Raw genomic sequence first — 14,904 nt, forward strand, 5'->3', positions numbered from 1 at the left:
GTTCCCGGGAAGGGTCAGCCCCAATGAGGGGGCTTCTGCTCCTTCAGCCACTGGTCGTGATCGTAGCCTTCGTCGTCGTTCCAGCGCCGGGGATCGTCTTCGGAAGCCTTGTTTGGAAGGATGCCCCCGGAGGATGCCCGTGCCGACTTTTCGGGTATAGCCTCTTCAGCTGCTCCGGATCCGGTCTCCACCTCGGCTGCTGCATCCGCCGCCTGCTCCGCCGGTTCACTGTCCCAGTGCGTCGGCTCCCCTGCAGGCCCGTCACCCTGGGCATGTTCCGCCCGGGCTACGTCCTCGCCGCCGGTTTCCTGATTGGTCATGCTTGGTTCTTTCCTGTCTTCCCCGATGCCGGGCCGGGGCGTCGACACGTCCTCCGCAGCCTGCTGACCGCGGGTGGGAGCGGCACTGCGGCCATAAGCCGAACTGCCGTCCACGCCCAATTGTTCAACGTCCATGTCCAGGAAGCCAGTGTGGCTGGACGCTCCCGGGTGCGCCACATGGTTCTCAAGGCCAAGGTACGAGCCGATACGGTCCGCGCAGGACGACGGATCGGTGAAGACCTCAATGGTCCAGAGGGACATGTAGCGCCAGCCCATGCGCTCCAGGAGCTGGGGACGCAACCTGCTGCGTTCGCGGACACTCATCCGCCGATACCGTTCGGTGCCGTCGGATTCGATGGCCACTGGAGTGGGGACCTCAGCGCCTTCCCGGCCAATGGTATGGACAGGGTCTGCAGCGGCAGCAATGTCCAGCACGCCATCGTAGAGGTGCCACACGCGGGCTCCCCGCGCCCGGAGCCGTTCTCCCAGGTCAGCAACCAGGGGATCCTCGCCCAACGCCTGCTCGCTGGCTACGGCGCGGGACGCCGGGGTTCCCAGGTTGCTGTTTCCGGACAACTCACGGTCAAGCAGTTCGTAGAAGTCCACTGCGCCGTGGGACAAACGGTCCAGGTCAAGATCCTCGGGCCGGAAGCAGCTGAGCACGTGCATGGAGCGCCGGGCCCTGGTCATAGCCAACGCGAAGCGGTTGCGTCCCCCCTCCACCGACAATGGCCCGAACGAATGCAGCGCCCGGCCGTGGGGCGTCCGGCCGTAGCCGAGCGAGAAAATCACGTGGTCCCGGACCAGGCCCTGGGCGCGCTCCAGGTCCACTACCCGGAACGACTCGGGGCCGGCTCCAAAGAATCCGGACAGCGTGGGATGGTTGGGCAGTTGAAGCCGGATGGCCTCCCCGATGCGCGCTGCATGGCGGAGGCTGGCAGTGACCACGGCCAGGGACGTGCGGGGCCGCAGCCTCGCATGTTCGAAGACCAGGTCCACCACGCGGTTCACTTCTGCGGTGACCGATTCCACGCCCTCGTGGTCGGCGCCGGGCAAGCCGGTGCCGTCAGGAATGTACTCCACCAGGATCGAGCGGTCCAGCCCCGTCACGGAGCTGCCATCGGGCAACCGGCGCAGTCCGCCGTCGTAATAGTTCTTGCTGAGCTGCAGGATGAGGTCCTCATCCACCGCCCGGTAGACCCAGTTCAACTGCCAAGTAGGCAGGACACGGGCCAAGGCGTTGAAGGCACTGTCCACTGTCTCGTGACCGGACACTCCTGCTACGGGCGGCTCCACTGCGACGCTGAACGTCCGCGCACTGGCGATCCTGGCGTCGCCAAACGCCACCACCTGGCTTGCCCGTGCAATGGCCGGCAGCACCGCCTGCAGGGATGTCGATTCTGCGTCAATGATGACAACGGCATCGAACTTCTGCTCCGCCGGAAGCACACCGGTAAGGAGATAAGGACTGACAGACCATACGGGCACCAGCAGCGGAACCAGGTCAGGAGCCTGGGCACTCAGTGCCGGAAGCGTGACGCGCCCGTCCTTGAGGAGGGCACGGAGCAGTTCCGCCTGGCGGGGGTGCTGCACGATCCCTTGGCGCCATTTGCCGGCCAGCTGCCACCGCAGGCGCGCAGCACCGCTGGCAATGTGTGCTTGGTCGGCAAGGCGGAATTCAGCCTCCAGTCGCCGCAGGGAGTCGCCGTCGGACATGGCGAGGTAGTCATCGCCACTGATCATGGCTTCCAGGGCCGACTGCCACCACGCCAGGTCGAGTTCTGCCGCGACGGATCCCGCTGGCACTTCCCTCGCCGCAAGGTCGGCCAGCAACTCCCCGAGTCCGTGCTCCCGCATTTCCTCGATGAGGAGCGTGCGCTCGGGAAGGGTCTCAAGGGTCGCGGTGTCTGCCACAAGGCGCTCGAGCCGCTCCATCAATTCCTGATACGGCGTCGCGTGCAGGTCACCACCGGCAGCGGTGTGTTTGAGGGCTTCGCCGAGCCGGTGCAGTTCGCCGTCTATTTCCCGGTACAGGGCGCCCAGGTCCGCCAGCCCGGAGGGAACAGCCGGGTGCCTCTGCGTGGTGGCGTACTCCGCCCACAGGGCACGCTGTTCCTGGACCAGCACCAGCGAGCTGTGGAGGTCGGCAATGTGAACACCGGGCCGCACGTATTCCTTGGCAACGCGGCGAAGCCTGGAGCGCTGCATGGACGGCATCTCCAAGTTGCGCTCCCGCCGCCACGCAGAACTGGCCGTCGCGGAAATGAGGTCGTGCACGGGACGATCGAAGATATCAGGAGTGAACTTGTCCAGGCTTTCGCGCACGGCGATCAGCAGTTCAAGCTGTGCACCCCACTCCCTGAACGTCCCGCCCAGACGGATCTCCGCATGGTCAGACAACTGCTTCATCCGCTCGCGGAGTTCGGGGACTTTCTTTTCAGCCAGCCGGGCCAGCTCCTGGGCTTCCTCGGTCTCCTTGCGGTTGACCAAGCGGGCTCCGTACCAGGGACTGGACGTGGATGCCCTGCTGAAACTGCCCAGCTCGGCAGCGCGACGGAGCCTGCCTGCCAATTCCTCGCGGTCCTTGATGTTGTCCAGGACACTGCGCTTCAAGCGCACGGTGGTGGCAGGCGCAGGATGGATGGAGGTCAGTTCCGCCAGCGACTGCATGGCCTGGTAGGGCGAGCACCCCCAGCGTTCGCGGACGTTGTGCAGCGACGCCACATGGTCCATCAGGGCATGGCGGTGGCCGGTGAGTGTTTGGTGGAGATTACCCAGTTGCGGCTCGAGGGCTTTCTCATTGCGCATGATGGCGCGGACCAACTGGCCCTTCAGCTGCTGCGGTGTTGTACCGTTCCCCGGGCGGAAGAGCATGGAGTCAAGGCCGAGGGTCTCCAGATGGGCTGAGAGCCCGGCCAGGCTTGATTGGCGCTCCCCCACCACCAAAACAGACTTGCCCTCGTTCACCAGCGTGCCAATGGCATTGATGGCTGTCTGGGTCTGGCCGCTGCCCGGCGGGGTGCTGACAACCAGCGAGTCGCCGGCACGCACGGCATCCACCACATACTGCTGGTCGGTGTCGGCGTCCAGCAGCAGGAGTTCGTCGGCGGGGTCGCGTTCGTCCAGGCCGGGAAAGCGGCCGGCCTTGATGGAGTCAGGCTCAATATCGCCGCCGGTTGCCGCCGTGGCCAAGGCGGACACAATCTTGTTGTTCGCGTTGATCCACGGATCATCGAGGTTGCCGGAAAGGTCTGCCAGCGTGGTAACCAGCAGGTTGAACTCAACCTCGGCGCCATGGATGGGCTGGACGAGCGTAGCAAGGCGGTCGAGGACGGGCTGGGGATCCAGGCGGGCCGTGTTGTAGGCCATGCGGGCAACTGCGTTGACGTCGAAGACGATCCCGTGCACCGTCTTCAGGTGCCGTACAAGGGCCGGGTTGATCCGGGCCTGCTCGGTGAGCTGCAGCTCAAAGTCGTCCTCACCCGGGCGGACAGTCAAGGCAATGGACGTCAACATCACAGGGGCGGAAACCCGCTGCGGCTTGCCGCCAACAGCCGACGTCCACACTACGGTGCCAGCGGTCAGATAACCGGCATCGATGCCCCGGTCATTGCTGAGCTCGAAAATCTTGGAACGGATATTCCGGGCGGCACGGGCAGCTACGAGGTACTGTTGGCGGTCCCTGATGAGCGTCGACAGGCGCGTCCTGCGTCCCGCGAGCAACTGCGCCAACCCGGACGGGTGCGCATTGCTGAGATCAATGGCGCCTTCGGGCGTCTTGACGAAACGCAGCATCGTGTCCGCACCAGTGACGGGCTTGAGACCGGCGAGCCATTTCCGCAGCTCTTCCGAGCCCTCTTCCTGGCTTTGACCTACTGACACAACTGCTGCCTTCTTTTCTGTACTAGCTTTAGACGCCTTGGACCATACCGGCATACTTTCGAGGGTAGCTGGAATACCCGTGCTCCCCGCTCCGCAACACTGCGCCGAGGCGAAATTAGCCGCCATTTCCGGTCAAACGCACAGTGGCCGGCCTCCCGAAGGAGACCGGCCACTCACACTGCTATTCCCACTCGATGGTTCCCGGCGGCTTGCTGGTGACGTCCAGCACCACGCGGTTCACACCGTCCACCTCGTTGGTGATCCGGTTGGAAATCCGGGCCAGGAGGTCATACGGCAAACGTGACCAGTCCGCCGTCATGGCGTCCTCGGAAGACACCGGACGCAGGACTATCGGGTGGCCGTAGGTGCGGCCATCACCTTGGACACCAACGCTGCGCACATCCGCGAGCAGGACCACGGGCATCTGCCACACATCGTTGTCCAGGCCGGCGGCGGTGAGTTCAGCACGGGCAATGGCGTCGGCCTTGCGGAGCAGGTCCAGGCGGTCCTTGGTGACTTCGCCGACGATGCGGATACCCAGGCCAGGGCCAGGGAACGGCTGGCGGCCCACGATCTCCTGCGGCAGGCCAAGCTGCGCGCCCACTGCGCGGACCTCATCCTTGAACAACGCTCGGAGCGGCTCGACGAGTTCGAACTGCAGGTCCTCGGGAAGACCGCCGACGTTGTGGTGGCTCTTGATGTTGGCTGCGCCTTCGCCACCGCCTGACTCGACGACGTCCGGGTAAAGGGTTCCCTGGACCAGGAACTTGATCTTCTCCCCTTCGGCCGCTGCCTGGGCGATGATGGCCCGTTCGGCTTCCTCGAAGGCACGGATGAATTCGCGTCCAATGATCTTGCGCTTGGTCTCGGGGTCGGAGACACCGGCCAAGGCGGAAAGGAAGCGCTCCTGCTCGTTCGCGACGTACAGGTTCACGCCGGTGGCGGCTACGAAGTCCCGTTCCACCTGCTCTGCTTCACCTTCACGGAGGAGCCCGTGATCCACGAAGACACAGGTCAGCTGGTCGCCCACGGCCCGCTGCACCAGTGCAGCTGCCACGGCCGAATCAACGCCGCCCGAGAGGCCGCAGATGACCCGGGAATCGCCGATCTGCTGGCGGATGCGTTCCACCTGCTCTTCGAGGATGTTGCCCGTGGTCCAGTTGGGGCTCAGGCCCGCACCCTTGAACAGGAAGTTTTCCAGCACGTGCTGCCCGAGGACGGAGTGCTTGACCTCGGGGTGCCACTGCACACCGTAAAGGCGCTTTTCTTCGTTGGCGAAAGCTGCGACCGGCGCACCTGCCGTGGTGGCCAGTACTTCGAAGCCTTCAGGTGCCTCGTGCACGGAGTCGCCGTGGCTCATCCACGTGTTCTGGGTGGCGGGGACGCCATCCAGGATGGAGCGGGCGTCGCCTACCAGGAGTGCTTCGGTTGCCCCGTACTCCCGCAGGCCGGTCCGGGCTACCTTGCCGCCCAGAGCATTGGCCATGGCCTGGAAGCCGTAGCAGATGCCGAACACCGGCACACCGGCTTCGAAGAGATCCGCTCCGACGTTCGGGGCACCGTCAGCGTAAACGCTGGAGGGTCCGCCGGAAAGGATGATGGCTGCCGGGTTCTTGGCCAGAAGCTGCTCGGTGGTGAAGGTGTGCGGAACAATTTCCGAATACACATTGGCTTCGCGGACGCGGCGTGCAATCAGCTGCGCGTACTGGGCACCGTAGTCAACAACCAGCACCGGCTTCTGGGAAGTTTGGGGTGCGGTGGGAGTAGTCACCAGACAAGACTACTTGGCCGGACCACCCCGGTGCACGTTGGCGGAGGCGGTCCATGGCCATTTCGGGGCCCGCCGTTAGGCATCTCACATCCAATGGACTCCTGGGCCGGCCGGTCAGGTGTCAGTAGCGCTTGGATGCCTGGGGGTTGGCCGCCAGTTCCGCCTCAACCTGTGCGTGGAATTTCTTCTCCACAATGAAGGACAGGAGCGGAACAACACCGCCCAGGGCCAGCAGGACGAGCTTGGAGAAGGGCCAGCGCATCAGGGACCACAGGCGGAAGTTGGAGACCAGGTACACCACGTACATCCAGCCATGCACGATCAGCACGGTGGTGGAGATGTTGAATCCGCCAATCACGCCCTTGGGCTCGGAAGAGGCGAACCCGAAACCGAACGGCTGGCCGGTGGCAGCGTTGGTTCCCCCTGCAAACAGGGAAACACCAAAGCCGTAGCGGGCAATAAGTTCAGCGCACAGGAGCAGGAGCATGGCACCGGTCAGGTAGGCCATGACCTTGTAGAACTTCAACGCCGAACGGATCTGGGCTTCGGTCCCCCCGAACCTGCGCTTCTTTGGCTTGGGTCCGGACTGTTCGGGCTGGATGGCCGGTTTGGGCTCAATCATTGCTGCACCTTTTGTTCTGGCTCAGGGCTTGCTGGGTTTTCAGGAGTGTCAGGGTGGACGTCGTCGTCGTACTCGTCGTCATCCTCTTCGAGGTCCCGGCGGTGGTCGTCGGCCACCATCCGCCACCAGATGTAGAGCGCGAAGCCTGCAAAGACAACCCACTCCACCGAGTAGAAGAGGTTCAACCAGTTGATTTGCTGCGCGGGCGGTTGGGCGGGGACATTGAGGGGCTTCACCGCGTCGTCGAGCGGTACAGTGGCGCCGCCGGCCGCTTCGGAGGTCGCGGCGATGAAGCCGGGGTAGCTGGAAACTTCCCACTTGTTGATCAGTTCGGCAACGGCCACGGCCGACGCGCGGCCTTCACCGGCGTCGACGTTGGGCAGGGGCGCTTCGGACGGCAGCAGTCGACCGGTCACCGTAAGGGTGCCCGACGGCGGCGGGCCGGCTTGGGCGGGTTCGGCGACCCAGCCCCGTGCCACGGGGATCCAGGTTTGCGGCGACGCTGCAGCACCGGTGATGGTGGGCGCGTTCTCGACCGCAAAGGCGGAAACGATCCAGTAGCCCTTGTGGCCGTCGTGCAGGCGGCCTTCGACGAGGACCTGCTTGGCCGGGTCATAACTGCCGGTCGCGCTGACCATCTGGTCCGAAACAGACCCGGGAAAGAACTGGCCGGGCTGGAGTACGTCCACCAGCGGCTTGACTTCTTCGAGGCTGGAGGGCGCGGGAGGCTCATGCTGGGTGGACCGGCTGAGTTGCCACTGGCTGAGCAGCACAAACACCCCGGACAGGACCAGCGCAAAGACAAGTCCTGCGATCCAGCGGGGTTTCAACGCGGTTTTCAGCACCTGTTAACCGTACTTCGTCCGGCTGTAGAACAACGAACCGGGGGCCGGATTGCCGGCCACCGGCGGGCAATCAGTGGTCGAAGAAAACCAGGCTGGAGTTGATGAGCTCCGAGATGACTTCCGGGTCGTGGGCACGGCGCAGAGATTCCCTGAACGACTCCTTGGACAGCGACCGGGCCAGGGTCGCAAGGACTTCCAGGTGGTCCGAAAAGGAACTAGCCGGGGTTGCGATGAGCAGGATGACCGTGGCCGGTCCGTCGCTGGCTCCGAAGTCCAGGGCATGGCCGAACTTGGTCACTCCCACGGCGATCGAAATCCGGTCCACGTATTCACTGCGCGCATGGGGCAGGCCAATCCCACCGGGCAGGCCGGTGGCCAATTGGTGCTCGCGTGAGTGGACCTGTTCCAGGAAGCCCTCCAGGTTGGAGATACGCCCCGCGGCGTGGAGCCGTCCGGCCAGTTGCGCCGCAGCGTCGATCTTGTCCCCGGCCTCGAGTTCCAGAATGACCATGTCCGGCGTGGTCAGTTCCGCGTCATACCGGTCAAGTGGTTCAGCCACGTGTTGTCCCTCCAGTGCGGCCTTCCGGCGCACGGTTCCTGTAGTGCTTGCGAAGAAGGCCTCGTGAAGCTCAGCGAAGGGGCATGATGTCATCTACTCCCATGCGCGCGGCGTCTGCCGACTCGTCGTCGGGCTGTTGCTGGCTTAGCCGTTCAGCTTCCACCCTCGCCAGGTAGTGCCGTACTTCGCTTTCCCTTTGGGTCTCGCTCCAGCCAAGGATCCCACCCATCAGCTTAGCTACTACGGGCACGGCCGACACACCCCGGTCCCATGCCTCGATGGAAATCCGGGTACGCCGGGTCAGTACGTCATGGACGTGGCGTGCGCCCTCGTGTGTGGTGGCATAAACCACCTCGGCTGCCAGGTAGTCGTCCGCACCGGGCAGGGGTTCGGCGAGCTCAGGGCGTTCTTTGATGAGGTCCAGGACTTCCGAGGCCATGGATCCGAAGCGGTTGAGCAGATGCTCCACCCTCGCCACGTGGACCCTGGCCTCCTCCGCCGACCGGGCTCGACGGTTCCAGGCCGCCTTGAAACCCTCGGCCCCGAGCAGCGGAATGGTTTCGGTGCAGCTGGGCGGCACCCGCTCGTCCATGGCGCGGGTAGCCTCATCCACAGCGTCCTTGGCCATCACCCGGTACGTGGTGTACTTCCCGCCGGCCACCACTACCAGCCCAGGCACGGGGTGAGCCACCACGTGCTCCCGGGACAGTTTGGCCGTGGAGTCATTGTCCCCGGCCAGGAGGGGGCGGAGTCCGGCGTAGACGCCTTCCACGTCCTCACGGGTCAGGGGGCGCTTGAGGACCCGGTTGACGTGTTCAAGGACGTAGTCGATGTCCTTGCTGGACGCCGCAGGGTGGGCCTTGTCCAGCTTCCAGTCGGTATCCGTGGTTCCGATGATCCAGTGCCGGCCCCACGGAATGACGAACAGCACAGACTTCTCCGTGCGGAGGATCAGCCCGACCGTGGACTGGAAACGGTCCCGGGGCACTACCAGGTGGATGCCTTTTGACGCCCGGACTTTGAGCTGTCCGCGGTCCGTCACCATGGCCTGGGTTTCATCGGTCCAGACGCCCGTGGCGTTGACCACCTGCTTGGCGCGGACCTCAAAGACGTTGCCGTCCTCCTGGTTTTCCAGCTTGGCCCCCACCACACGCTCACCCTCGCGGAGGAAATCGACAACCCGCACGCGGTTTGCCGCATGGGCGCCGTAGTGGGCGGCTGTCCTGACGACGTTGACCACCAACCTGGCGTCATCCACCTGGGCGTCGTAGTACCGGATGGAGCCGACGAACGCATCGTCCTTCAGGCTAGGTGCGGCGCGCAGGGTTCCGCGTTTGAAGAGGTGTTTGTGCATGGGCACGCCCCGGCTGTGCCCGGACGTGATGCCCAGCGTGTCGTACAGCATGATGCCGGCGCCTACGTAGGGCCGTTCCCAGATCCTGCGGGTCAGCGGGTACAGGAACGGCACGGGCCTGACCAGATGCGGTGCGATGGTCTGGATCAGGAGTCCGCGTTCCTGCAGCGCTTCCTGGACGAGGCCGAAGTCCAGCATCTCCAGGTAGCGCAGGCCACCGTGGATGAGTTTGGAGGATCGCGACGATGTCCCCGACGCCCAGTCGCGGGCCTCGACGATGCCCACCGTCAAGCCGCGGGTCACGGCATCAAGAGCGGCACCGGCGCCTACGACGCCCCCACCGACAATCAGGATGTCCAGTTCCTTGCCTGCCTGGGCAGTGGCTTTCAGCGCCTCAATGGATGCGGCACGGGACTCGGGGCTTAGGGCTCCCGCAGGATTCACCTGGGAACCGCCTGCGATATTGCTCATCGGACTCCTCCTCAAACGCAACAGCTGGTAGTCCACTACCCTACTGGCTGGTCGCCGCCCGCGGCAGTGCCCGTTCCCCCCCAGCCCCACAGATCCGCGGATCGTCAGAGAGGACCGAACGCCTTGCCGCCCTTGCTGTCCTCCACGTCAGGGCCAAGTACTCCAGGTATCCGCGCAGTTGAGGATCCGTCCCGATGCGTAGCGATGGGGAGAACTTCCCGGGCAAGTGGAAAACGCCCCTGCCGGACCGGAAAAGATCCGGGACAGCAGGGGCGTCTTAGGCCAAGGATTCAGTTGCCTTCGTAGGGCGAAACCACGACATCCACGCGCTGGAACTCCTTGAGGTCCGAGTAGCCGGTAGTGGCCATCGAACGGCGGAGGGCGCCGATGAGGTTGGACGTTCCGTCGGTGTGGTGGCCCGGGCCATGAAGGACCTCCTCCAGTGGCCCAACGGTGCCCACGTTGACGCGGTCGCCGCGGGGTGACTCGAGGTGGTGCGCCTCGGGACCCCAGTGCCAGCCACGGCCGGGAGCTTCTTCTGCCCGGGCCAGGGCACTGCCGAGCATGACGGCGTCTGCACCCATGGCGATCGCTTTGACGATGTCGCCCGAGCTGCCCATGCCGCCGTCGGCAATGACATGGACGTAGCGTCCGCCGGATTCATCCATGTAGTCGCGGCGCGCGGCGGCGACATCCGAGATAGCGGATGCCATGGGCGAGTGGATGCCCAGGGCGCGGCGGGTGGTGGTCGTGGCGCCGCCGCCGAAGCCGACCAGGACGCCGGCCGCGCCGGTCCGCATCAGGTGCAGGGCGGGGGTGTATCCGGCCGCGCCACCGACGATGACGGGAACATCGAGCTCGTAGATGAACTGCTTGAGGTTGAGTGGCTCGTGGTTCTTGGAGACGTGCTCGGCGGAGACTGTTGTGCCGCGGATGACAAAGATATCGACGCCGGCAGCCACCACGGTCTTGTAGTGTTCCTGGGTGCGCTGCGGGGTAAGGGAACCTGCCACGGTCACGCCTGCGGCGCGGATCTCGGCCAGGCGGGAGCTGATGAGTTCGGGCTGGACGGGTGCCTGGTACAGGTCCTGCATCCGGCGGGTGACGGCGGGACTGCTGGTTTCGTCTGCCAGTCCGGCGATCTCGTCCAGGACCTTTTGCGGGTTCTCGTACCGGGTCCAGAGGCCCTCGAGATCAAGCACGCCAAGACCGCCCAAGCGGCCCAGGGCAATCGCGGTATCCGGAGACATCACCGAGTCCATGGGAGCCGCAATGACAGGCATATCGAACTTGTACGCGTCGATCTGCCAAGAGACAGAGACGTCCTTCGGGTCACGCGTCCGGCGATTCGGAACGATCGCGATGTCATCCAGGGAGTAGGCACGACGCCCACGCTTGCCACGGCCAATCTCAATCTCGTAAGTCACTGCTTGAGTTTATCCCACCGGCACCACCCTCCCGGTCTGTCCCCGGCCGTGCTACGGGGCGTTCCGCGAGGTCTCCTCCGCGCCCAGCTGGGATTCGAACATCCGGTAATAACGGCCCCGGAGTGCGACCAGCTCCTTGTGGGTGCCCTGCTCGGCGATCCGCCCATCCTCCAGCATGTAGATGATGTCCGCTTTCTCGATGGTTGCCAGGCGGTGGCTGATGGCGATGATCGTGCTGCTCCGGTCAGCGAAGAGACGGGTGAAGATGCGGTGCTCGGCCAGGGCGTCGATGGCCGAGGTGGGCTCGTCCATGACCATGAACGAAGCATCGCGGTAGAAGTTCCGGGCCATGGCCAGCCGCTGCCATTGGCCTCCGGACAGCCCGCTTCCCTTCCGGCCGCGCGGGTCTTCCATCCAGTTGCTGACATGGTTTTCCAAGCCGTTGGGCAGCTTGTTGATGAACTCCATGGCCTCGGCATCGGCCGCTGCGCGCCGGACCCGGGCGTCGTCCCGCTCCTGGGCCACGTCACCCAGGTAGATGTTCTCCGCGGCTGTGGCGAACTCGTACTTGAGGAATTCCTGGCTCAGCACAGCGAGGTGCCGGTGCCAGCTGGTGACATCGATCCCTGCGAGGTCTGCGCCGTCCAGCAACACCTGGCCCGAATCCGGCCGGTACAGACCGGCGAGGATGCGGATCAACGTGGATTTGCCGGCCCCGTTCTCGCCCACGATCGCGATGTGTTGTCCCGCGGTGATGGTCATCGAGATGCCCTTGATGACCTCGATGTCGCTGCCGGTGTAGCTGAAGCGGATGTTCCGCAGTTCAACCGTTGAGGGAGCCTTGGCCAGGGGCGGTTCATGGCCTGTGGGCACCGGAAGCGCCATGAACAGCTCATAGTCCTTGAGGTTGGCGAGGTCCTCGTCAATGGAGCTTAGGGAGGACACGAGGTTGTTGGCGGTGGACAACGCCCTGCTGACGATCTGCTGGACATATAGGAACTGGCCTACGGGCTGGGCCCGCGCGATGATCTGGCCCACGACCCAGATCAGCGACACTACCTCGGCGCCGTATTGCAGGGCGTCTGCTGCGAGTTGCTTGGGAATGTAGCGCTTTTGGAAGTCAAGCCGCCGCCGTTCATCGGCATCCCGGAGCCGGGAGCGCAGGTCCATGAGGTAGCCGACGATTCCGTAGAGGCGCATCTCGGCGATGTGTTGGGGGCGGAGGAGGTTCTGCTCGATCATCCGCCGTTGGCGGCGCGAATCCACCTGCGTGTTCCAGTGGGCGATCTGTTCCCTGGAAAGCTTGAACTGCAGGTAGACGCTGGGGACAATCGCAATGAGCACAATGACCGCGATCCACCAGCTGACCAACAGCAGTGCACCCACGGCGAGGACGACCGAGACGAGTTGCGTGAAGATGGCGGCGATCCGGTCCAGGACCCGGGCGTAGGAGTCGGAAAACCGCTTGGCGCGGTCGTAGAGGTCCACCGTTTCCTTGTCGTCATAGCGCCAGAACTCCAGGGCCAGGAACCTCTGGTACATCATGTCGCCCACGATCGCGCCGACTTTGAAGCTCATGAGCTGCTGGATGTAGCGGTCCACGCTGGTAAACCCACCCCAAAAGAGCCCTAAAGCGGCCGTGATGACCACGTACAGGATGGCGCGGGGACCGGCCCCTGGGTCTCCCGCGTAGCCGGCGGCAAGTTCCGTGGTGGTCAGGGCCGCAAAGTAGGTGGTCACCAGCGGAAGGGTGGCCGAAATCAGGGAACCGGCCACCTTCATGATGACTGCCGCGGGCGAGGCCTTGAAACTCACCTTGAGGACCTGCCCGACGGCGCGTGCATACGGGCGGAGCGCCAGCTTGCGGGGCGGTGCCTTGGTCACCCGGGCTGACTCGGGATGCCGCGGCTGGGCTGGCTTTTCGGACATGTCCCCAGCCTATTCCCCGGCACCGACATTATGGCCTGCGCAGGTTGAGGAGTGCGGGGCGCAGAAAAAAGCAGACGGCCCGTGGACATGCCACGGACCGTCTGCCGGAAAACGTCAGCGCGAGTTGTAGTTGGGCGCTTCGACCGTCATCTGGATGTCGTGCGGATGCGATTCCTTGAGCCCGGCCGGGGTGATGCGGACGAACTTGCCGCGTGCCTTGAGCTCACCGATGGTGGGTGCGCCCGTGTAGAACATGGTCTGGCGGAGGCCGCCCACCAGCTGGTAGGCCACGGAGGCCAGCGGGCCGCGGTAGGCCACCCGGCCTTCGATGCCCTCGGGGATGAGCTTGTCATCACCGGACACGTCGGCCTGGAAGTAACGGTCCTTGGAATAGGACGTGTTCTTGCCACGGGACTGCATGGCGCCCAGGGATCCCATGCCGCGGTAGCTCTTGAACTGTTTGCCGTTGACGAAGATCAGGTCGCCCGGGGATTCTTCGCAACCTGCCAGCAGGGAGCCAAGCATCACGGTATCCGCGCCTGCCACCAGCGCCTTGCCGATGTCGCCCGAGTACTGCAGGCCGCCGTCGGCGATCAGCGGGACGCCGGCCGGAATGGCAGCCTTGGCGGATTCGTAGATGGCCGTGATCTGCGGAACGCCCACACCGGCCACCACGCGGGTGGTGCAGATGGAACCAGGTCCGACGCCCACCTTGATGCCGTCGGCGCCGGCGTCGATCAACGCCTGTGCACCCTCGCGGGTGGCGGCCTGGCCGCCGATGATGTCCACGTGGGCAGCCACGGGATCGGACTTAAGGCGGGAGATCATGTCCAGCACACCCTGCGAGTGGCCGTTGGCGGTGTCGACGAACAGGGCATCCACGCCGGCGTCGATCAGCTTCATGGCGCGTTCCCAGCCGTCACCGAAGAAGCCGATGGCAGCACCGACGCGCAGGCGGCCTTCCTCGTCCTTGGTGGCCAGCGGGTACTGCTCAGCCTTGGTGAAGTCCTTGGTGGTGATCAGGCCCTTGAGGCGGCCCTGGTCATCCACCAGCGGGAGCTTCTCGATCTTGTTGGTGGCCAGCTTGTGCGAGGCTTCTTCGCGGCTGATGCCCACGTGGCCGGTAACCAGCGGCATTTTGGTCATGGCATCGCTGACCCGGCGGGTTGGGAACTCCGACTCCGGAATGAAGCGGGTGTCGCGGTTGGTGACGATACCCAGCAGGCGGCCATCGGGATCCACCACAGGAAGCCCGGATACGCGGTAGCGGGAACACAGCTCGTCGAGTTCCTGCAGCGTGGCTTCCGGGTTGATCGTCAGCGGGTTGGTGATCATGCCCGATTCGCTGCGCTTGACGCGGTCCACGTGCTCGGCCTGGTCGTCAATGGAAAGGTTGCGGTGCACCACGCCCAAGCCACCCTGTCGTGCCATGGCGATGGCCATGCGGGACTCGGTGACGGTATCCATGGCCGCGGACAGCAGCGGGGTCTGGACCGTGATGCGCTTGGAGATGCGGGAAGAAGTGTCGGCTTCCGACGGAATAACGTCCGTGTGGCCGGGAAGCAGCAGGACGTCGTCGTAGGTCAGGCCTACGAAGCCAAAGGGATCGTGTTCGGGCTGGGTCATGAGTGCGCCTCTTACCTGGGTTTTGCGGGCTGTAGCTGGTAGGGGTTGCAACTGATGACCAGCCCGTCATTACGGGACTGGCCTGTGCAGGTGTTGGA

At 64.7% G+C, this 14,904-nt stretch carries 9 protein-coding genes; all 9 read right to left on the reverse strand.

Going from position 1 to position 14,904, the window contains the following annotated elements; translation table 11 throughout:
• Positions 1 to 14: 14 nt before the first annotated feature.
• The 9 genes from ACUYMZ_RS14695 to guaB all read right to left on the reverse strand — a co-directional run bounded on the left by ACUYMZ_RS14695 (position 15) and on the right by guaB (position 14,806).
• Complete coding sequence (locus ACUYMZ_RS14695) at positions 15 to 4,256, reverse strand: AAA family ATPase (protein ID WP_481604100.1); 4,242 nt, start codon at positions 4,254 to 4,256, stop codon at positions 15 to 17.
• A gap of 127 nt (positions 4,257 to 4,383) precedes the next feature.
• Positions 4,384 to 5,973: a glutamine-hydrolyzing GMP synthase gene (gene guaA / locus ACUYMZ_RS14700; protein ID WP_426003548.1), complete on the reverse strand. Its 1,590-nt coding sequence runs from the start codon at positions 5,971 to 5,973 to the stop codon at positions 4,384 to 4,386.
• Positions 5,974 to 6,094: 121 nt separating this feature from the next.
• The gene (locus ACUYMZ_RS14705) at positions 6,095 to 6,595 is read right to left on the reverse strand and encodes a DUF3817 domain-containing protein (RefSeq protein WP_426003549.1); all 501 of its coding nucleotides are present in this window, start codon (positions 6,593 to 6,595) and stop codon (positions 6,095 to 6,097) included.
• Positions 6,592 to 7,440: an SURF1 family protein gene (locus tag ACUYMZ_RS14710; RefSeq protein ID WP_426003550.1), complete on the reverse strand. Its 849-nt coding sequence runs from the start codon at positions 7,438 to 7,440 to the stop codon at positions 6,592 to 6,594. Before ACUYMZ_RS14710 ends, ACUYMZ_RS14705 begins: the two co-directional genes overlap by 4 nt.
• 70 nt (positions 7,441 to 7,510) lie before the next feature.
• Positions 7,511 to 7,999, reverse strand: a complete 489-nt coding sequence (locus ACUYMZ_RS14715) for a PTS sugar transporter subunit IIA (RefSeq protein ID WP_426003551.1) — start codon at positions 7,997 to 7,999, stop codon at positions 7,511 to 7,513.
• Between the two features lie 70 nt (positions 8,000 to 8,069).
• The gene (locus tag ACUYMZ_RS14720) at positions 8,070 to 9,824 is read right to left on the reverse strand and encodes a glycerol-3-phosphate dehydrogenase/oxidase (protein ID WP_481604103.1); all 1,755 of its coding nucleotides are present in this window, start codon (positions 9,822 to 9,824) and stop codon (positions 8,070 to 8,072) included.
• Between the two features lie 290 nt (positions 9,825 to 10,114).
• The gene (locus ACUYMZ_RS14725) at positions 10,115 to 11,251 is read right to left on the reverse strand and encodes a GuaB3 family IMP dehydrogenase-related protein (RefSeq protein WP_442423043.1); all 1,137 of its coding nucleotides are present in this window, start codon (positions 11,249 to 11,251) and stop codon (positions 10,115 to 10,117) included.
• 51 nt (positions 11,252 to 11,302) lie between these two features.
• Entirely contained in the window at positions 11,303 to 13,180 is a 1,878-nt protein-coding gene (locus ACUYMZ_RS14730; protein WP_426003555.1) for an ABC transporter ATP-binding protein, read from the reverse strand.
• A gap of 114 nt (positions 13,181 to 13,294) precedes the next feature.
• A complete protein-coding gene (guaB, locus tag ACUYMZ_RS14735; RefSeq protein ID WP_426003556.1) occupies positions 13,295 to 14,806 on the reverse strand; it encodes an IMP dehydrogenase in 1,512 nt (503 codons plus the stop codon).
• Positions 14,807 to 14,904 lie beyond the last annotated feature (98 nt).

This window comes from Arthrobacter sp. T572 (assembly GCF_056780115.1).